16 protein-coding genes and 2 riboswitches are annotated in these 19,061 nt (G+C 44.7%); of the genes, 3 read left to right on the top strand and 13 right to left on the bottom strand.

Annotation, left to right across the window (positions count from 1 at the left end; genetic code table 11):
• Position 1: 1 nt before the first annotated feature.
• The 9 genes from CHY_RS02220 to CHY_RS02180 all read right to left on the bottom strand — a co-directional run bounded on the left by CHY_RS02220 (position 2) and on the right by CHY_RS02180 (position 9,875).
• The gene (locus CHY_RS02220; RefSeq protein WP_011343428.1) at positions 2-952 is read right to left on the bottom strand and encodes a radical SAM protein; all 951 of its coding nucleotides are present in this window, start codon (positions 950-952) and stop codon (positions 2-4) included.
• Positions 949-1,752 (bottom strand): radical SAM protein, encoded by an 804-nt coding sequence (locus CHY_RS02215; protein WP_011343427.1) that lies wholly within the window; start codon positions 1,750-1,752, stop codon positions 949-951. Before CHY_RS02215 ends, CHY_RS02220 begins: the two co-directional genes overlap by 4 nt.
• A complete protein-coding gene (gene gcvPB / locus CHY_RS02210; RefSeq protein ID WP_011343426.1) occupies positions 1,740-3,200 on the bottom strand; it encodes an aminomethyl-transferring glycine dehydrogenase subunit GcvPB in 1,461 nt (486 codons plus the stop codon). Before gcvPB ends, CHY_RS02215 begins: the two co-directional genes overlap by 13 nt.
• Positions 3,200-4,534, bottom strand: coding sequence for an aminomethyl-transferring glycine dehydrogenase subunit GcvPA (gene gcvPA / locus CHY_RS02205; protein ID WP_011343425.1), 1,335 nt, complete (start codon positions 4,532-4,534; stop codon positions 3,200-3,202). Before gcvPA ends, gcvPB begins: the two co-directional genes overlap by 1 nt.
• Before the next feature lies 1 nt (position 4,535).
• The gene (gene gcvH / locus CHY_RS02200) at positions 4,536-4,928 is read right to left on the bottom strand and encodes a glycine cleavage system protein GcvH (protein ID WP_011343424.1); all 393 of its coding nucleotides are present in this window, start codon (positions 4,926-4,928) and stop codon (positions 4,536-4,538) included.
• Positions 4,929-4,930: 2 nt separating this feature from the next.
• A complete protein-coding gene (gene gcvT, locus CHY_RS02195) occupies positions 4,931-6,013 on the bottom strand; it encodes a glycine cleavage system aminomethyltransferase GcvT (protein ID WP_011343423.1) in 1,083 nt (360 codons plus the stop codon).
• Positions 6,014-6,170: 157 nt separating this feature from the next.
• Positions 6,171-6,280, bottom strand: a riboswitch (glycine riboswitch).
• Positions 6,281-6,382: 102 nt separating this feature from the next.
• Positions 6,383-7,120 carry an acyl-CoA dehydratase activase gene (locus CHY_RS02190; protein WP_011343422.1) on the bottom strand — a complete coding sequence of 246 codons (738 nt, stop codon included), beginning with the start codon at positions 7,118-7,120 and terminating at the stop codon, positions 6,383-6,385.
• Positions 7,120-8,385, bottom strand: a complete 1,266-nt coding sequence (locus tag CHY_RS02185; protein WP_011343421.1) for a double-cubane-cluster-containing anaerobic reductase — start codon at positions 8,383-8,385, stop codon at positions 7,120-7,122. The genes CHY_RS02190 and CHY_RS02185 overlap by 1 nt, the downstream gene beginning before the upstream one ends.
• A 227-nt stretch (positions 8,386-8,612) precedes the next feature.
• Positions 8,613-9,875: a methylaspartate ammonia-lyase gene (locus CHY_RS02180; protein ID WP_011343418.1), complete on the bottom strand. Its 1,263-nt coding sequence runs from the start codon at positions 9,873-9,875 to the stop codon at positions 8,613-8,615.
• Positions 9,876-10,052: 177 nt separating this feature from the next.
• Here CHY_RS02180 and hemE point away from each other — a divergent pair, with 177 nt between their 5' ends.
• Genes hemE through hemG form a run of 3 tightly spaced genes read left to right on the top strand, consistent with a single transcriptional unit; the run spans position 10,053 to position 13,375 of the window.
• On the top strand, positions 10,053-11,105 hold the full coding sequence (hemE, locus tag CHY_RS02175; RefSeq protein WP_011343417.1) for a uroporphyrinogen decarboxylase: 1,053 nt from the start codon (positions 10,053-10,055) through the stop codon (positions 11,103-11,105).
• Positions 11,106-11,108: 3 nt separating this feature from the next.
• A complete protein-coding gene (gene hemH / locus CHY_RS02170) occupies positions 11,109-11,987 on the top strand; it encodes a ferrochelatase (RefSeq protein WP_011343416.1) in 879 nt (292 codons plus the stop codon).
• 2 nt (positions 11,988-11,989) lie between these two features.
• Positions 11,990-13,375: a protoporphyrinogen oxidase gene (gene hemG, locus CHY_RS02165; protein ID WP_011343415.1), complete on the top strand. Its 1,386-nt coding sequence runs from the start codon at positions 11,990-11,992 to the stop codon at positions 13,373-13,375.
• 46 nt (positions 13,376-13,421) lie between these two features.
• On the opposite strand, the gene cobT is transcribed toward hemG, so the two are convergent.
• From cobT to CHY_RS02145, 4 genes are all read right to left on the bottom strand, one after another.
• Positions 13,422-14,483 (bottom strand): nicotinate-nucleotide--dimethylbenzimidazole phosphoribosyltransferase, encoded by a 1,062-nt coding sequence (cobT, locus tag CHY_RS02160; protein ID WP_011343414.1) that lies wholly within the window; start codon positions 14,481-14,483, stop codon positions 13,422-13,424.
• Between the two features lie 95 nt (positions 14,484-14,578).
• Positions 14,579-14,756: riboswitch (cobalamin riboswitch) on the bottom strand.
• Between the two features lie 54 nt (positions 14,757-14,810).
• Positions 14,811-15,686: an NrfD/PsrC family molybdoenzyme membrane anchor subunit gene (gene nrfD / locus CHY_RS02155; protein WP_011343412.1), complete on the bottom strand. Its 876-nt coding sequence runs from the start codon at positions 15,684-15,686 to the stop codon at positions 14,811-14,813.
• 13 nt (positions 15,687-15,699) lie between these two features.
• The gene (locus CHY_RS02150) at positions 15,700-16,296 is read right to left on the bottom strand and encodes a 4Fe-4S dicluster domain-containing protein (RefSeq protein WP_011343411.1); all 597 of its coding nucleotides are present in this window, start codon (positions 16,294-16,296) and stop codon (positions 15,700-15,702) included.
• Between the two features lie 11 nt (positions 16,297-16,307).
• Complete coding sequence (locus tag CHY_RS02145; protein ID WP_011343410.1) at positions 16,308-18,983, bottom strand: molybdopterin-dependent oxidoreductase; 2,676 nt, start codon at positions 18,981-18,983, stop codon at positions 16,308-16,310.
• Positions 18,984-19,061 lie beyond the last annotated feature (78 nt).

The raw sequence follows: 19,061 nt of genomic DNA, 5'->3' as shown, positions 1-19,061 counted from the left end.
ATTACACCTCCAGTTCGGTTAAAAGTTCTTCCAAACACCGCTCTCTTTCTTCAGGAGTCAACGGGCGAGGATAATTATATATTGTTCCTCCCGGCCGTTCGTTGTAATAAGGACGGTTACAGTCAGGACAACCGCTGGTGCGAAAAGCTTCGCCATCCTGAAAAATTTCCAGGATTTCCTCCCGCGTCAAGCCAAAGCTTACTACCCGTCCATTTTTAAAGGTAAATTCAGAAATACTTTTTAAATTCTTTTTTAAAAGATAAAAACCCGCTTGAATCCGGCGGTAACTTTTTATATCCGGTGGACTTTCTTTTTCTAACCGGGTCCCGGGTACGGGAGTGAAAGCAAATAAAGCTATGGTAATCTGGTGTTTTAGAAGATCGTCCATTACTTTCAGCATTTCCTCTTCGGTCTCCCCAAGGCCCGCAATTAAATGGGTACCTATTTTCCCCGGAAACTTCTCGGCTAAGTCCAGAAGCTTATTGTAAAACTTCTCATAATTTTTGCCTTTAACTTTTTCATAAACCCTTTTAACCGCACCGTCTAAAGGAAGACTTATATGGTCAGCCCCGGCCGCAAATATCTGTTGAGCCTCAATGGCATCCCGAACATTGTACGAAACACAAAGAGGTATTGCCGCTTTTTCTTTTAACTTTTTGGCCTTCTCCAAAATTTCCGCAAAACTTTCTTTAGTGCGCACGACTTGAAAACAAGCCCGGCGTATTTCAGAAGGTTCCTCCCCCAGCGCTTTAAAAACCGCCTCCTCCTCTATTTTTGGCCAGGTTACCCGGGATAAAAGCTCAGGAGTGGCGTGACTGGAGCGCGCCTGGGAACAAAAGGCACAATCATGCTGGCACTTTTCACCGAGCATAAAATATGCAGTAGTGGGAAGAGCCTCTACCTTGACTTTTTTAAGCTTTAACGCCGCCAGGGTCCCAATCGATGCCCTCATAACACGCAGCACTCTCCCGCTTCCTCAATTTCATATCCCAATTCCCGGGCTTTTTTCACTACCTCCGGATGGGGCTGCACAATCCGCGCAAAGCCCAGCTCCAACGCTTTTAAATCAATTTCTTTCCGGTACTTACCCCCGGGGCGCATGCAACCTAAATATAACGGGGTTTTCGGAAAAAGTTTTCGGGTATATTCAAAAACTTCCACAACATTGGCAATTTCCGGCGGCTGACGGTCAGAAAAGTCAGTATCAGGCGTAGGGCGAAAGATAATAAACACAATGGCCGGTGGGTTAAATTCTAAAAGAGCTTTTATTGCCTCAAATTCCCCTTTAATTTCTCCACCGAGAAGGCCAACAGTTATATGCGGCAGCACCGGAACTTTCGTCTTAAGTTTCCGGTAGGTGTTTAAATAATCTTCCCCGGTTTTATTTAAGTGATAAACTTTAGCAATTGTTTCGTCATCTATCACAAAATCAAAGGACACCGCATCGGCTATTTGGGCCAAAAGGTCAATTTCCCGGTCGTCATCGATTAATCCCACATGAAAATTGTATTTCAAGTTTCCTTTTTGCTCGGCTAAAAATTCGGCATGTTTTAACCACGGGACTTTACCGTCTCTGGTACAGCCTCCGCTAATTAAAAGGCTTTTAACTTCAGGTAAATCTGGTATCTTTTCAACCGGCAGCATACTTTTTAAATAATGGCCCCCACAGTGGGCACAGTTTAAGGCACAGTGGGGGCCGGTAACGGTAACCGGTTTGGTTTTATGGGGATAAACGAAAGTTATTTTTGCCAATCTTTACTCCACCTCAAAATTGGATTTCTCGCTGCACCCACCTCATCCAGCCGCTTCACCGGGGTGACGTGGGGAGCTTCATGGAGAAGTTCGGGATTTTCCTCTACTTCCCGGCTTATTGCAATCATTACCTCAATAAACCGGTCTAAAGTTTCCTTGGACTCGGTTTCCGTGGGCTCAATCATCAACGCTTCATCAACAATAAGCGGGAAGTAAATGGTCGGTGGGTGAACTCCATAGTCCAACAGACGTTTAGCAATATCTAAAGTCCGAACCCCTTTTTCCTTCTGCCACTTACCGGACAGGACAAACTCGTGCTTGCAGAGCCGGTCATAGGGCAGATAGAAGTATTTTTTAAGCTTTTCTCTTAAATAGTTAGCGTTTAAAACAGCTTTTTGGCTGACATCGGTAAGGCCTTCGCCACCTAAAGCTTTTAAGTAAGTATAAGCTTTAACCACTACCAGGAAGTTGCCGTAGAAGGTCCTTACTTTGCCGATGGAATTGGGCAGGTTGTAATTAAAGTAGTACCGATCTCCGTCTTTCTCCACCACCGGTACCGGCAGGAACTCGGCTAAATGGGCTTTAACCCCTACCGGTCCGGAACCGGGTCCACCGCCGCCGTGGGGAGTGGAAAAAGTTTTATGAAGGTTAATGTGCATGACATCAAAGCCCATATCTCCCGGGCGGGTTACCCCCATAATGGCATTTAAGTTAGCTCCATCATAGTACAGTAGCCCGCCGACATCATGGACCATTTTGGCAATTTTTACAATTTCTTCTTCAAAAAGTCCCAGGGTATTGGGGTTGGTAAGCATTAATGCTGCAACCTCTTTATCCAAAACTTTTGCCAGTTCCTCCGGGTCTACCAGTCCCCGTTCATTGGACTTAATGGAAATCACATTAAAACCGCACATGGCAGCGGTTGCCGGGTTGGTACCGTGGGCAGAATCGGGAACGATAACTTTTGTCCGCTTCTCGCCCTTTTTCTCCAAGTAGGCTTTTATTATCATCAATCCGGTAAATTCTCCGTGGGCTCCCGCCGCCGGCTGGAAAGTAAAACGATCCATGCCGGTAATTTCTTTAAGGTACTGTTCCGCATCGTACAGCAGCTCTAAAGCCCCTTGAGCAAGTTCCTCCGGCACATAGGGATGAAGTTCAGCAAAACCGGCAAGCCTTGAAGTGTCTTCGTTAATCTTGGGGTTATACTTCATCGTACAGCTTCCCAGAGGATAAAAGCCGTTATCCACGCCAAAATTCCGCCGGGATAAGCCCACATAATGACGAACCACATCTACTTCAGCCACTTCCGGGAGGTCCGGTTCGGTTTTCCTTTGCATTTCTTCAGGAATGAGATTATTGATATCTTTAGCGGGAACATCCAACTCAGGAAGCTCAAAGCCGGTTCTTCCTTCTTTAGATAATTCAAAAATCAGAGGATAGCTTCCCATTACCGGTCACCTCCCAGTACTTCCACCAGATTGTCAATTTCTTCCCGGGTGCGTTTTTCCGTAACCGCAATCATTAAAGCGGGTGCTAACTCCGGATAAAAACGGCTGATACCCGGCCCCGCCAAAATATGATGTTTTAGAAGTTTTTGGGTAATTTCTTCTTCATTTTTAACTTTTACCACAAACTCTTTAAAGAACGGTCCGCTAAATAAAGGTTCGTAACCTTCACCAATTAAACGTTCAAAAGCATAATGGGCTTTTTGTAAGCTTTGCAGAGCAATTTCTTTTAATCCCTTCTTGCCAACAGTAGCCAGATAAACGGTTGCGGCTAAGGCATTTAAAGCCTGGTTACTGCAGATATTGGAAGTTGCCTTTTCCCGCCGAATATGCTGCTCCCGCGCCTGCAAGGTTAAAACAAAGCCGCGATTACCCTCTTTATCGGTAGTTAAACCTACGAGGCGTCCCGGCATCCGGCGGGCTAAATCCTTCCGGGCGGCAAAAAAGCCAAGGTGCGGACCACCAAAAGCAAGGCCATTACCCAGAGCCTGCCCATCACCCACAGCAATATCAGCGCCGTATTCCGCGGGCGGTTTTAAAATACCCAGGGAAATGGGGTCTACTGCCACCACCAAAAGGCCTTTTTGGGCATGAATCAACCGGCTGATTTCCTCAACCGGTTCTAATTGGCCAAAGAAGTTTGGATGTTGCACCAGGACCGCGGCAGTTTTATCGTCTATTAGTTCTTCTAATTTTTCCAGGTCAACGGTACCGCTTTTATAGGGCACTTCTACTACCTCAATTTCCGGGCCCCAGGTGTAGGTTTTTACCACACTTCGGTACTCGGGATGAACGGTGGCTAACACCAAAACTTTATCTCTCCGGGTTTGGCTTACCGCCATCAGAGCGGCTTCAGCCAAAGCCGAACCGCCATCATACATCGAGGCATTGGTGATGTCAAGACCGGTTAGTTCGCAAATCATGGTCTGATATTCAAAGATCGACTGTAAAACTCCCTGGCTCATTTCCGCCTGGTAAGGAGTATAAGCGGTATAGAACTCCGAGCGCAGCAAAATGTGGTTGACCACCGCCGGGACATAATGGTCGTATACCCCTGCTCCCAAGAAAACGGTATACTTATCCGCCGAACCGTTTTTAGCCGCTAAGTTTGCCAGGTGTTTCTTTACTTCCAATTCCGACATCCCGGAAGGGAGATTTAAGGGCCTTTTAAGTTTAACCTCTTCCGGGATGTCCGAAAACAATTCCTCGATGCTACTTAAGCCAAGGCTACTTAACATTTCCCGGACTTCGTCCGGGGTATGGGGAGTATATTTCAAATTACTCTCCTTCCTCTTCCAGAAGTTTTTCGTAATCTTCGGGGGAGAGCAGTTCGTCTAACTCCGCTTCGTTACTAATTTCCACTTTAATCATCCACCCCTTACCATAGGGATCTTCATTTACCAGTTGCGGCGATTCAATAACTTCTTCATTAACTTCCACAACTTTTCCGGAAACGGGAGCATATAAGTCGGAAGCAGCTTTTACCGACTCTACAACTCCAAAGCTATCTCCGGCGGAAATTTCATCCCCCACACCGGGAAGCTCAATAAATACGATATCTCCCAAAGATTTTTGGGCAAAATCGGTAATACCGATAATACCGATATTGCCATCTACCTTAATCCACTCATGCTCACGGCTGTACTTTAAATCCTTAGGTACCACACTCATGCTTATTTCCCCCTTTTATAAAATGGTCTTGAAATTACGCGGGCACGCACGCCCTTCCCCCGAATGATTACGTCCACCTCGGTACCAATTTCCGCCGCCTCAAGATCCACCATAGCCATTGCCAGGTTTTTCTTGAGGAACGGTGCAAAGGTACCGGAGGTGACAAAACCTACTCCCCTTTGGTTAAATACTATTTCGTAGCCTTGGCGTGGAATTCCTGCTCCGATCATTTCCAAACCAACAATTTTTCTTTTAAGCCCGGCATTTTTTTGGGCAAGTAAAGCTTCTTTTCCTATAAAATCTTCCTTATTAAACTTAACGGCCCAGCCCAGTCCGGCTTCTAAGGGTGTGATTTCGGCGGAAAGTTCATGGCCGTATAAAGGAAGACAGGCTTCAAATCTTAACGTATCCCGGGCACCAAGACCTGCCGGCTTGACACCAAGATTTAAGAGTTCATTCCAGATTTTTGTAGCCAAATTTGGAGCAAAATAAATTTCAAAGCCATCTTCACCGGTATATCCGGTGCGGCTAACAAGACAGGGAACGCCTGCAACCTCAATTTCGGCAAAACCAAAATATTTAATTTGATTTAAATCAAAAGCGGTTAACTTCTGCAAAATCTCCTGGGCTCTTGGACCCTGCAAAGCAATTTCGGCGGTTTCGTCGGATAAATCGGTAACAGTAACATCGTCCCACCTGTATTGGAGAATATGAGCTAAATCTTTATCTTTATTGGCTGCGTTTACCACCAACAAATACCGTTCGGTCGAATACTTATAAGCCAAAAGGTCGTCAACGGTACCTCCATCGGGATAGCACATAGTAGTGTAAATTACGTCGCCGGAATTAAGGCGGGAAACATCATTGGTGATAAGGTAATTAACAAACCGTTCCGCTTGCTTTCCGGTAATTTCTATTTCCCCCATGTGGGAAACATCAAACATGCCTACATCGGTCCGAACGGCCATATGTTCTTCTAAAATACCGGTATACTGGACCGGCATCTCCCATCCGCCAAAGGGAACCATTTTCGCACCAAGCTTAATATGTTCCTCATAAAGCGGCGTCCTTTTCAAGTTCTCCATCCCATCACCCCTTTTTAATAGTTTTAACAGCAACACTTTTTTCATCCCAAGAAAAACAAAAAAGACAGATAGCTAAAACAAACTGCTTTAGCCTCTGTCCTTTGACCTGAGAGATTAAACTCCCCGTGGGTGCCCTTTAAGGGACTCTCCAGAGTTTCGTCCGGCAACAGTCCTTTTGCCTGAGAGTTTCACCTTTAAAGCCAAGCAACACTTTAAAGGCTTACTCCTTCGGCGCCCGAAAAACCGGGTCTCTCCTGCTGCCTTCATCCGCCCTATTAAGTTTTCTGTATACATTTTATAACAAAATTCGCATTAATTCAACAATTTCTGCATTTGTGAAAATTTTAATTTAAAAAGAAACCGGGAAGGTTAACTCCCGGTTTCTCTGGCAATTAAAGCCGCACCCAGGGCAGCGGTCACCGATGGTTCTGGGGGTACAACCACCTCGACACCCATTTCCTTTTGCAAAAACAGTCTTAAAGCCGGATATTTTGCTCCTCCTCCGGTAAAAATCAACTTACGAGGCTTACCAAGGCTTTCTGCAAATTTAGCCAATCTTTTGGCGGTTGTTTTAAATAATCCTGCAATTACTGCTCTCTTGGAAGTTCCCCGGGCAAGGAGAGAAATGACTTCCGATTCGGCAAAAACCGTGCACATGGAATTGATAGGCACGGCATTTTCTTCATTAATCAAATCCTCATCCCGGTAATCATCACCGATTGCCGTTAAAATTATTTCAAGAAATCTCCCCGTACCGGCAGCGCATTTATCATTCATTAAAAAATTAACTACCCTTCCTTGACCATCTTTTTTAATAATTTTAGCATCCTGACCGCCTAAATCTAAGATATAATCCACTTCCGGAAATAATTCATGGCAACCCCTGGCCTGACAGGTTATTTCCGTTACGACTTTTCCCCGGTTAAAAGCTACCCGTCCGTATCCGGTAACAACTAAGTTCCTGATCTCACCGGTATTTTTCAGTAATAACTCCCCGGCTTTCACCGGTTCATACCTGGTAGGGACAACCTTAAAAGTATAACTTCCATCTTCTTTAATAATCACCAATTTTGAGTTGGTTGAGCCCAAATCTAATCCTGCAAACACTACTTTATCATCTCCAAAAAGGCTTCAATCCGCGTTTTTAATTGCCCCTGGTCTTCTTCAGAAAAATCACTTTCAAGCTTTAAGAAAGGAATATTTCTTCTCTCCAATTCCCGTCCGACTAAGTAACTTTCCACTCCATAGGGCTGGCAGAACTGCAGAGAATAATGGATAACCCCATCTACCTGAAGTTTTTGCACCATAGATAAGATATCCTCAAGCCTGCCGGTATTAGGGGTAAAACAGGCACAATTTACCTTTAAAGACCTGGCCGCAATATTTTTAAGCATACCTTCCACATCCGCCGCCGGTTCTACTAAATCTTTAAAATATCGTTCCCCAATGCAGGTTTCCTCACCCACTACAACACCGCCGGCGCCTTCAATTAAAGCATGGATTTTCCAGTGGGGTATGGGCTGGGGAGTACCGGTAATTAAGATTCGTGGAGCATCTTTGGAAACTACCCCTTCGCCTTTAGCCACCCTTTCTTCCAATTCGTCGCAGAGTTCATTAACCTTTGTGGCAAAACGCTCGGGGTCATCAAAAAAGGCCAGCTGGTTAATTAACAGTACGTCAAGGCCATGGATGGGAGCCGGGTTGTGTTTTCTTAAATCGGAAAGCCTTTTTAAAGCTTTTCTTTTTTTGTTTATTTTTTCAATGCCCGCCCTTAAATTTTCTGCATTTAGTTTAACTCCCGTTTTTTCTTCCACAAATTGCGCAAAATCTTTAATTTCCTCTTCCCAGAATTTCCGATCCCGTTCTTCTTTTTTCTGAGGTAACTCCATTACATAAACTGGAATATATTCATTTAAAATCTCCCAGGCCTTTTTCTTGCCATCACAGGTAGTTTCCCCAACCACGTAGTCGGCCACCTGAAAATAAGGACAAATCCTTTCAATTTTAAAACCCATCGCCGACTTAATCAAAGGGCAGAGATTACGCGGTAACACCGTTTCCCCCGCCGGTACAGTATACTGAGCACCACCGCAAAGACCGATGCAAGCACTGCCGGTAGCGTTTATTATTTCTTCCGGTACATAAACGCAAAAAGTAGCAAAAACCTTTTTGCCTTCTTGTTTTAAGTTATAAAGTTCATGTACCCGGATACCGTGAATATCCCCCACTACCGCGTCAAAGTAAGCCATTGCCCTGGGACGATTGGGACGATTTAAAAAAAGCTCACGATAAACCGCCGGCACCGGGGCTAAAAATTCATCGTGCTTTTCTAAATCAACATTTAGTACCTTCCACAACTCCCGATTGTCCATAGCTCTCCTCCTTTTAATTTTTATCTGGAGGGAGGAAGTGGGTTCACACCTCACTCCCGAAGGTTTACTTCGGGCCAGTGGATTTGCAGTCCACGGGGGCCACCAGACCCTTTCCTCCCGTTTTTATGTTATATTAATTTATTTTATTTGTAAAATTCCATTTTGTTATTTTATCTCTTGAAATTATTGCAAAAAGTAATAAAAAAACCGGAAGGTTTTCCTTCCGGCTAACCAACTTTTTTCTGAAATGTGACCTTGTTTCTCTGTAAAATCGCCAGCGTCCGCATCATTTCATTACGCATAATGGTTAATCCTTCATCAACTCCCATCCCCGGTTTAACCAGGAGTTGAGCCGGGCCTGTAGCAAGTCCCACATGAACGGTAATTTTGGCCGATACATCGGTTTCGTTACAGCTACCGCCCAAATAGGCACCGGTACCCTTTTCCTTGGCATATAAAACCGCTTCGATAATATCGTTTACCCCACCTAAATCGGGAGATTTAATTTGCACCATCCCACCGGCACCAGCATCAACAAATTCTTTAATGTCAGATAGATTATTACACCACTCATCGGCTACAATAATCACCTTACTTCCCAAAGTAATAAGTTTTTCCTGCAAGTATTTTAGTCCTTCAATCTGCCTTTCTTTTGAGCCAAGGTCCACCGGCCCTTCTATTTGTAAAGGATGGGGAGCAACCTTTTCTTCCAGTCTTGCTAAGTAATCGGCTATCCGGTCTAAATTATCATTAAATACCGTTCCCAGGGTACCGTAAACGTCAAAGTGAAACACCGGCAGGTAATCGTGGTCACCCAGGGTTTTTATTCTTTGTTTTAACCACAATGCGTATTCGGTTAAATTTTTCCCTTCCTCCCCGGTTTTGGCAGGATGGTTAAATAAACCATGGGGCAGAACATCAACCCGTTTTAAGATCATTTTATCGGCATTGATATACCGGTCGTCCCCCGACTGGGCAAATAGCGGCACCGGATTTAAAGTAAGGTCGAGCCCATACTCTTCCGCAATTACTTCGGCCATGGTGGTACGGTTTATCTTAGCCACCGCATCTAAGAGGGCCTGAGTTAAACCGTAACGCAAAGCAGTGTGGTATCTCTTACCCCGTTTATCGGTAAGATTAGTAAAATAGCGGGCTGCTTCCCTAAAGCGAACGAGGTTATACCCTACCAATCTGGGCTTAATCTCTTCCTCAAGGACTTCTATAAAATTATCCGCTAAAAAGACCGGATCCCGGCCATCTACCCCTGAATATTGTACCGCCACGCAATCGCCAACGGCTATTTCGCCGTTTTCCAAGAAAAGCATTATCGAGACCGCCTCTCCTCCCTGGCGCACCCGGGAAAAACCAGGGGTTAAAGGCTTCCCTTTATAGGTAAAGCCATCGGTGACAGCACCGCTCTTTATTGCTTTCTGGTCATCAAAATAAAACCCGGAACTTCCTTTAACAAAAAGGACATCTTTTATTCTCATTGCCACCGCTCCTCGTTTTGTATTTTGTATACAGTATAATTTTAACTTTATTTTAAAAAACCTGCAAGGGCACAGGCTTTTTATTTAAAAAAATTCTTTTTTCAATAAAGGAATCAGCAAGAAAATATTGAATATATATATTAATTTGTGAAATTGGTAGCAGAAAGGAGAAACAAAATGAACGATACTTTCTTAAAAGCTTGCCGTCGGGAAAATACTCCCTATACGCCGGTGTGGCTTATGCGTCAGGCAGGACGTTACATGGCAGAATACATGGAAATACGAAATAAGTATTCTTTTTTGGAAATGTGTAAAACTCCCGAACTGGCTGTAGAAGTAACCCTGCAACCGGTAAGAAAGCTTGGAGTTGATGCAGCCATCTTATTTGCTGACATCCTCCTCCCTTTAGAAGGAATGGGCATTGGTTTTCGTTTTGCCAGAGACGAAGGTCCGGTAATTGAAAATCCGGTTAGAACCATAGTTGATGTGAAAAAAGTTCGGGTTATTACTCCTGAAGAAGATGTACCGTATGTTTTGGAGGCTATAAAAATTTTACGCCGGGAGCTTGCCGGCAAAGTACCGCTTATTGGCTTTTCCGGAGCCCCTTTCACTTTGGCCAGTTATATTATAGAAGGAGGCGGCTCCAAAAATTATATTCAGTGTAAAAGGTTAATGTGGGAAGCTCCGGAGGCCTGGCATGAGCTTTTAGGAAAAATTGCCGAATCCACAGTCCGGTATTTAAAGGCACAAATTGCGGCAGGAGCCCAGGCGGTCCAGGTTTTTGACTCCTGGGTAGGAACCCTTTCCCCGGAAGACTACGAAAAGTATGTTTTACCTCACAGCAAATATGTTTTTGACAATTTAAAAGAAACCGGAGTTCCGGTCATTCACTTTGCCAATAATGCCGGTAGTATGTTAGAATTAGTAGCTGCTGCCGGCGGCGATGTCATAGGCCTTGACTGGAGGGTAAGCCTTGACCGGGCCTGGCAAACCGTTGGTTTTGACCGGGGCGTTCAGGGTAATCTCGACCCCGTAGCCCTTTTTGCTCCTAAAGAAGTAATTCGCCAGAAAGTAAAGGAAATTTTAATTAAAGCCGGGAAACGCCCGGGACACATTTTTAACCTGGGCCATGGCATCCATAAGGAAACCCCCGTGGAAAACGCCCAATACTTAGTAGAAGTAGTCCACGAATTGAGCAGTTTAAGTTATGAACAACTTTTGGAGGCTTAAAAGATGAAAGCCGTAGTTCTGGTGGCCTTTGGCTGTCCCGATTGTTTGGAAAACATTGGACCTTTTATGGAAAGAATCATGGGCAGAACGCCTCCGCCAGCACTGATTGCAGCTGTCAGGAGTCGCTACGAAAAAATCGGCGGAAAATCCCCGCTAACGGAAATAACCAGCCAGCAGGCCAGGGCTTTAAAAACTTTACTGGGTTCCGAGTTTTTAGTGGATTTTGCTTACCAGTACTGGCGGCCGGAAATCCCTGAGGTTGTTTTTAATTTAGTCCAAAAAGGGGCAAAAACTATTTATTTTCTGCCGATGTCCGCTTTTAATTCCCAGGTTTCCACCGGAGCCTATCAAAAAACAATAAAAAATTTAGAAGAAAAATTCCCGGAAATTAAATTTTATTTTAAAGGTGGACTGGCTGAAGAACCGTATTTCATCGAAGCTCACCGTCAGCTTCTAACAACGGCTCTACAACCTTTTTCTCCAAAAAACACCGGAATCATCTTTACCGCCCACAATTTGCCCAAAAAAGCTATAGAGCAGGGCGACCCCTATTTTGCCGAGTTTTTAAAGACGGTGGAAGCAATCGCCCGGACCTTTCCTTTTCCCTGGAGGTATGCCTTTCAAAGCAAGGGAAAATCGGGCGAAGAATGGTTAAAACCGGAAGTAGATGATGTAATTATTTCCTGGCAAAACCAGGGTGTGGAAAACATTATAATTAATCCCATCGGCTTTGTAGCCGACCATATTGAAACGCTGTACGATTTAGATATCGAGCTTAAAGAAAAGTTTTCCACTGTTAATATCGTAAGGCTTCCAGCTTTAAATGACCATCCTTTATTAATTAAAGCTTTACACCAGCTGGTACAAAAAATGGAGGGGTAAAATTGCCGGATTTTTTAGTAATAGGTGGGGGTATAGCCGGACTTGCTGCTGCCTATGAATTATTCCGCGAAGGTCAGGATTTTATCTTAATCGAAGAAAACGATTATTTCGGTGGTAAAGTTAAAACAATAGAACGCGAGGGTTTTATAATCGAAGGTGGTCCTGACTGCTTTCTCTCGGAAAAGCCACAGGTATTTCAAATTGCCCGGGAACTTAAATTTGAAGATAAAATTATCGGTACCAATGATGAATTTAAAGGTACTTATATCCTCTCCGGCGGAAGGCTTCACGAGCTACCGGAAGGACTAATGATGATGGTACCTACCAGAATAATCCCCTTTGCTTTAAGCCCATTGATTTCCTGGCCGGGGAAAATCCGCATGGGTATGGACCTGTTTATTCCCCGGAAAAGAGATGATGAAGATGAAAGCCTTTACAGCTTTGTAACCCGGCGTCTTGGCCGGGAAGCTTTAGAAAAAATTGCCGAACCTTTAATTGGTGGGATTCACGCGGGAACCCCCGAAGAAATGAGCGTTAAGGCAAGTTTTCCTCGCTTTGTAGAGATGGAAAAGAAATATGGAAGCCTTATCCGGGGAATGCTGGCGGCGAAAAAAGCTTCCTCAAATAGACCTAAAACTAAGTCGAATACCACTTACTTTATGAGCTTTCAAAAGGGTATGGGAGAACTTGCCGAGAATATTGTTAAAAATCTTCCCGACTACAAACTTTTTACCGGCAAAAAAGCCGTTAAGGTTACCTATCAAAAGGGAAAATACCGGACCTATTTAACTGATGGGGAAATAATTGAAAGTAAGCACGTTATCCTGGCAGTGCCCGCTTATAATGCGGCTGAACTTTTGGAAGAGATAAATAAAGATCTGGCCGAACTTTTAGCCCAAACCGGCTTTGCCTCTTCCGCTACAATCACTTTAGCCTATAGAAAAGAAGACTGGCCTTTTAAAGTAAATACCTTTGGCTTTGTAGTTCCCAGGATAGAAAAACGACATTTAATGGCCTTAACTTATAGTTCTGTAAAGTGGAGCTACCGGGTACCCGATGATAGCTATCTTTTAGTCCGGGGTTTTTTAGGGGGAGCTACCAACCAGAACGATGTCTTTTTACCGGAAAAAGAGATGGTCGAACTGGTTTTAGCGGAAATAAAAGATATCCTCGGCGTTACAGCTAAACCCCTTTTTTACGAAATTTTCCGCTGGCCCAGGGGGATGGCCCAGTATAAGGTTGGTCATTTAGAGAGACTTGCCAAAATCGAGGAGTTGGTTTTTGAAATGCCGGGACTTGCTTTAGCCGGTAGCTCCTACCGGGGAATCGGAGTTCCCGATTGCATTAAAAGCGGCCGGGAGGCGGTAAGAAATCTTTTAAATAAGTAAAAGAGGGTGCCAAACTTACACCCTCTTTTTTCTTTAATAATTGCTTTTAAGCCATTCTTTCTTCCAGTAAGGCTGAAACTTCGCTCGATGCAAAACTTCCCATTTCCCGCATGACTTTGGTAGCGGCTTCCAGGAAAAAGGCTCCAAAAACTCCCCCGGTTCCTTCCCCAAGGCGCATCTTTAGATGAAGATAAGGGGTTAACCCCAGGTATTCCATCATCAGCTTATGGCCCGGTTCGTCGGATAAGTGGGAAGGAAAAAGGAAGTTTTTAGTCTTTGAATTTAGAGAAACGGCTAACATTGCCGCCGCGGAAGAAATAAACCCATCTATAACTACCGGCACCCTCCGGGCTGCTGCCCCTAATATTAGGCCGGCAAGGCCACCAATTTCAAAACCGCCAACTTTAGCAAGGACATCAACCGCATCGTTTTTATCCGGCTGATTAATCCTTAACCCTTTTTTGATTACCTCTATTTTCTTTTGTAAGATTTCAGCTTTAATCCCCGTTCCCCGACCTACCGCCTGCTCTACTGGAATATCCATTAAAACCGCTAAAATCGCTGCCGAAGGTGTAGTATTGCCGATGCCCATATCCCCGGTAATTAAAACCTTGCTTCCTTGAGCGATTAAATCCTGGGCAACATCTACCCCGGCCATTATGGCTTGTAGGGCTTCCTCCCGGGTCATGGCCGGGCCTTGGGTAAAGTCAGACGTACCGGAACGTACTTTTTTAACGATAAGCCCGGGTAAGTTAAGCTCCGCCCTGACTCCCATATCTACAACCTTAACTTCTACCCCGGTATGCCGGGATAAAACGTTAATTCCCGCTATACCTTCAAGAAAACAGCGGGTCATCTGGGCTGTTACTTCCACGGGAGCAACGCTCACCCCATGTTCGGTTATTCCGTGGTCGCCGGCTATAACTACCACCGTTTTCCTGCTTAAATTCGGCGCAAGCTCTCCGGTAATCCCGGCTAATTTTACCGCCATTTCCTCCAGGACTCCAAGGCTTCCCGGCGGTTTAATCAGGCTGTCTAAGTGCTTTTGTGCTTTTACCATAGGCTCCGGGTAAAGATCCCCAATCTGGTTTAAAACTTCCGTTAACATAGTTCATCTCCCCCTTTTATAATTTAAAAAGCCCACAGCAGTTCTACTGCTGTGGGCTTTACCATCACCCACGCTTAAAGCGGTATCGCCGTACCGCTAAAGCTCCACCTTTTGGCAGGTCTTCTGGCTTCCGGGTCATTGCCCTTTGATAAAACCTTCCCGCAAAAAGCAGTGGTTTTATCGGCTCTCCGGTTACAGCGGCGGGACCGCGCAGGACTTGCACCTGACTTCCCTATTCTCCCCTGATGGGGCACCAAAAGGCGTTTATGAAATTTTCTTGGTTTTATATTCGCTATTAATTTGAAAATTCCTCTTTTTTTATAAAATTTAATACGGCCAGGGATAAGTATGGTAACCGTGTTTTAACAGGCAGTTTCTTAAAGCAAAGCCGCCAATTAGTTGAGCAACCGCAAGGGCCCCAAATCCCCAGGACAAAAAGTTTCCGGTAAAGAACATATAACCGCTAAGAATTAACGGAAAAAGTAAACCCACAACTAAAAAGCCCACTTGAAAATTAAATTTCTTCCACATTTCCTGAAAACCGTACCAGGCTTCTACCGGGCCGTTATGGGCATGCTCGTAAAAAGCAATGAAACCTCCCGAAATCACCAGATTTGCCATAAACACTGCTAAGTTAAAAATAAACGCTAAAATCTCTGAACCCGGGGCAAACAAAGCCGGTATCGCTGCAAAAGCAACTCCAAAACTATTTATTAAAAACAGCACAGGCAAAAGAGGAGTATGCCATAGCGGCACCGATACCGGAGCAGAAATTAACCCGCCGGAAATCACCGGAAATAAGAATCCGGCTAAAGCTCCTATACCGCCAAACAAAAGCCGTAAGCTTTCCAAGACCGGTATAGAAACGTAAAACGGCAAAACGTATAACAATGCACCGCCAAAACTTAAAGCAATTAAGACTACGTCCCAGGAAATCCCGGAGGTTTTAATATTATTTAAAGAATATATCGCATTCAGCGGCCGCTCTAAGTCAAGAAAAAGAAGGGTCAAACCCGCCAAGGCAAAAAGTCCCATCCCAATAAGCATGCCGTAATTGCCAACTGGCGACCAGCTAAAAAGGTAATGCAAAATAAACGAAAGAGAAATAAACGCCCCGCCAATACCTCCCAGCAACAAGTATACCGCTAAAGGCCATTCATAAGCTTCCTGACGTTCAAAAGGCAGACTATTTTCCACCGACATCGGCCATCCCCCCTTAGTAAATGTAAAAGACCTTGGGTTTGGTATTTAAATCCGGTCTTAAAGGCTTGGCAATTCCTGATGCCACCAGTCTGGCAACTTCACTATGCGGGTCATCTAAGTCCCCGAAAATCCTAGCATGAGCCGGACAGGTTGACACGCAAGCCGGTTCCAGGCCTCTTTCTACCCGGTCAAAGCAAAAAGTACACTTGTCAATATGCACCACTTTATGTTGTGAAAGTTCCCCGTGAATTTCCCGGTTTTTGGCAACATCGTTCTTATCGTAAACATACCTGGCCCCATAGGGGCAGGCCGCCATGCAGGCTTTACAACCAAGACAGGTATCATAATTTACCAGAATGCTGCCGTTTTCATCCCGGAAAGTTGCCTGAGATGGACAGATGGTTAAACAAGCCGGTTCTTCGCAGTGCATACAAATTGTTGGTACAAAATGCCGGCCGGTATTGGGATATTCACCTTTTTCGATATCCAGCACCCGGGTGCGCCACTTATCGGACCAGTATGGCGTCTGATTTTCGGTGGCACAGGCAGCACTGCAGGCCTGACAGCCGACGCAGGTTCGAAGGTCAATTACCATTCCGTAGCGTGCCATTGTTCTCCTCCTTACTTTATTATCCTAACGGTAAATTCCTGAGACTTAAAACCGGTCACAAAAGGTTCTACTTTATACGGAACTAAATTATTTAAAGGTATACCCATTCCCGCTGCGTTTTCTAACAGGGGGTTTTTGGTACCAAAGCTTGACGAAATAAATACGGTATCCGGCCTAATCATTTCCGTTAAAAACACTACCGCTTTCGCAGAATACTCCGGATTTTGGGCGTTTTCCAGTACCACCACATCACCATCTTTTAAATTTAAACTCTTACCTTTTTTCCGGTTAACCCAGACCCCTAAAAACTTCCCGCCTTTTACTTTCGACAAAGCCATTAAAAGGGGGTTATTGGAGTTGGTAGAAGCATATGACACCGTTGGTACTTTACCGTAAATAAAATGAAACTCGTTGGCCGCAAGTTTTACATCTTTTGTTTCCGGCGGAATATAAACAAGTCCCGGGTCCCAGTTTTTCTGATAACCGTACATTTGGACGAAACCGGCCATTAAGTAGGAGTAGAACTCCAGCCGCCCGGACATGGTGGGAACCGGCAGGTGTTTTAAAAGGGTTCCATCCTCCATTAAATGCTCCTTGGTTTCTACCAAAATAACCCCTTTTTCCCGCATTTCCTTTTCGAGTTTTTCCGGAGTAGTTTTTAGCATCTTGGCATAATGTTTAAAAGAAACGTTGCGCATGGCCCGGGTAAAGGTTTGTTTTCCTTCCAAAGCCTTGCCCACTTCCTGCTTGATATCTTCATGGTCAAAACCAGCCAACGCCGCAACGGTAGCCATGAATTTTTCCAAATTACCAAAGCCTATAGCAAATTCAAATAAAATATCGGTAGTACCTTTAGCCTGTTCCGGTCCATCTACCGCTTTAAACCGGGTGGTGTAAGCGAGATCCGGTGATGGTCCGGCCCCGTAAATAAACGGCTCATCCCGCTCGATGTAGTTTAAGTTAGGTAAAATAACATCAGCATATAAGGTCGTATCTGAGGGCAGCACGTCAATAGCCACCACAAGGGCCAAATTGGGATTAGTCAGAATTTCCTGCCAGCGGCTTTCAGGATAGTAATGGCGAATAGGGTTGGATGCATTTAAGATAATTGCTTTAATGCGGTACGGTTCACCGTTAAACATTAATTTCCCTTCTACCGCCTCTTTTAAACCGTAATCGGAAAAAGCGGGGAAAACGATAGTTTCCTTGCCTTCGGCTTTATCCTGCATAACCTTGGCAATAGCATAATGGGGATGGCCATGATACCAGGAATTAGGATCAAAAAGGATTCCTGAAGCTTTTAAGGGAAATTGGATTCCCGGAAGGTACAGTACCGGACCTTCATCCCCGGCTTTCATTTTCTCCATCGCCAGCATGATTTTTTCCCGGTATTCGGCAGACATTAGCCATCCGCCAACGGTATCGATACCGCCTACTAACGCCTGCAGCATCGCCTGAAGTCGCCGGGTATTAATAACGTTTTCATAGCGTGCACCGTGCCAGCCGGGATCCATCATTGCCGGTCTAATCGTACCAAACTCCACCGCAATTCTCTCAATGGTTTCGGCAGGTATTCCGGTTTCTTCAGAAGCCCACTCTGGAGTATAAGGAGCTGACTGTTCTATTAAAAGTTCAAAAACAGTTTTCAATTTCTGGCCGTTAAAGGTTACACCTTCCGGTAAGGTTAAAACCGGCCGAATTCCCTTGCCATCAACATCGGTATAATTGTGGTTAAAGTAACCAGGAATTTTCCGGATTTCCCCGGAAATTTCATCATAAACAAAAAAGGCTTTGGGGTATCCCTGCTCGTTTTGCTCCATTAAAGGTACAAACATCCCCTGATGTTCAACCATTAAAAACGGCATGTTGGTATGCTTTACCACATATTCCCGTTCAAAAAGTCCGCGCCGCAGGATAACGTGAATCATAGCCAGGAAAAAGGCGCTGTCAGTTCCGGGTTTGATAGGAAGCCATTCATCAGCTTTAGCCGCCAGTTCTGAAAGCCTGGGATCCAAAACGACAATTTTTGCCCCGCGTTTTTTAGCCTCCGCCAATCGAACCAGGCGGCTGGTGGAAGCAGCAGCAACTCCGGAATTGGTCATAGAAAAGATAATATATCTGGCATTTTCAAAATCCGCTAAAACTTCATCGTGAACGTTAAAGTTACCGGTGACCATATCGGTGCCCAAATGACCGCTGGCTACACACTGCTGCATAGGAGCAGCTACGATGTTGGGGATACCGTTAGCAATGGCAAAGCCCAAAGCTAAAGGCATGTAAAAAACACAGGAAGTCCATCCACCCATCATGGTAATTTCCCAGGGCATAATCTGGTGTTCCTGCATTTTTTGCATAATGTAGCTGTAAACTTCTTCCCAGGTGGCGGGCTTAAAATTCCATTCACCCCGTTTACTTCCTGGAACCCGAATTAGAGGTGTAGTAAGCCTGGCCTTGTCGTAGGTCTGGTGAAAACCGGCCTGTCCCCGGGCACAGGCTTTACCCCGGTTTAGAGGGCTATTTTCATTTCCCTCAATTTTTACCGCAACTTTTTTCCCGTTAACCTCTTTTACCCCTACTTTGAGGTTGCAGACGGTAGAACAAAAGTTGCAAATTGTTGGTACCCACTCCACCTCCCTTGAAGAAGATCCCTGTTTCTTTTTAACTTCCTCCACCTTTCTTGGATTCATGCAACAAAAAACCCCCTTATTTTAAGCTATAAATCGTCTCTTTTAGAATACTTTATTTAACAGTCAAGAGCAAAAGGT

Origin of the sequence: Carboxydothermus hydrogenoformans Z-2901, assembly GCF_000012865.1 — a bacterium.
GTDB lineage: Bacteria > Bacillota > Z-2901 > Carboxydothermales > Carboxydothermaceae > Carboxydothermus > Carboxydothermus hydrogenoformans.
The sequence above is the reverse complement of the archived record's forward strand: the minus strand, read 5'-3'. Positions and strand labels throughout refer to the sequence as shown.

What these genes read in the sequence shown, in the direction of transcription:
- CHY_RS02220 (WP_011343428.1), bottom strand. Translation starts at nt 952, where the DNA reads ATGAGGGCATCGATTGGGACCCTGGCGGCGTTAAAGCTTAAAAAAGTC.
- gcvPB (WP_011343426.1), bottom strand. Translation starts at nt 3,200, where the DNA reads ATGGGAAGCTATCCTCTGATTTTTGAATTATCTAAAGAAGGAAGAACC.
- gcvH (WP_011343424.1), bottom strand. Translation starts at nt 4,928, where the DNA reads ATGAGTGTGGTACCTAAGGATTTAAAGTACAGCCGTGAGCATGAGTGG.
- gcvT (WP_011343423.1), bottom strand. Translation starts at nt 6,013, where the DNA reads ATGGAGAACTTGAAAAGGACGCCGCTTTATGAGGAACATATTAAGCTT.
- CHY_RS02185 (WP_011343421.1), bottom strand. Translation starts at nt 8,385, where the DNA reads ATGGACAATCGGGAGTTGTGGAAGGTACTAAATGTTGATTTAGAAAAG.
- CHY_RS02180 (WP_011343418.1), bottom strand. Translation starts at nt 9,875, where the DNA reads ATGAGAATAAAAGATGTCCTTTTTGTTAAAGGAAGTTCCGGGTTTTAT.
- hemE (WP_011343417.1), top strand. Translation starts at nt 10,053, where the DNA reads ATGAACGATACTTTCTTAAAAGCTTGCCGTCGGGAAAATACTCCCTAT.
- hemH (WP_011343416.1), top strand. Translation starts at nt 11,109, where the DNA reads ATGAAAGCCGTAGTTCTGGTGGCCTTTGGCTGTCCCGATTGTTTGGAA.
- cobT (WP_011343414.1), bottom strand. Translation starts at nt 14,483, where the DNA reads ATGTTAACGGAAGTTTTAAACCAGATTGGGGATCTTTACCCGGAGCCT.
- nrfD (WP_011343412.1), bottom strand. Translation starts at nt 15,686, where the DNA reads ATGTCGGTGGAAAATAGTCTGCCTTTTGAACGTCAGGAAGCTTATGAA.
- CHY_RS02150 (WP_011343411.1), bottom strand. Translation starts at nt 16,296, where the DNA reads ATGGCACGCTACGGAATGGTAATTGACCTTCGAACCTGCGTCGGCTGT.
- CHY_RS02145 (WP_011343410.1), bottom strand. Translation starts at nt 18,983, where the DNA reads ATGAATCCAAGAAAGGTGGAGGAAGTTAAAAAGAAACAGGGATCTTCT.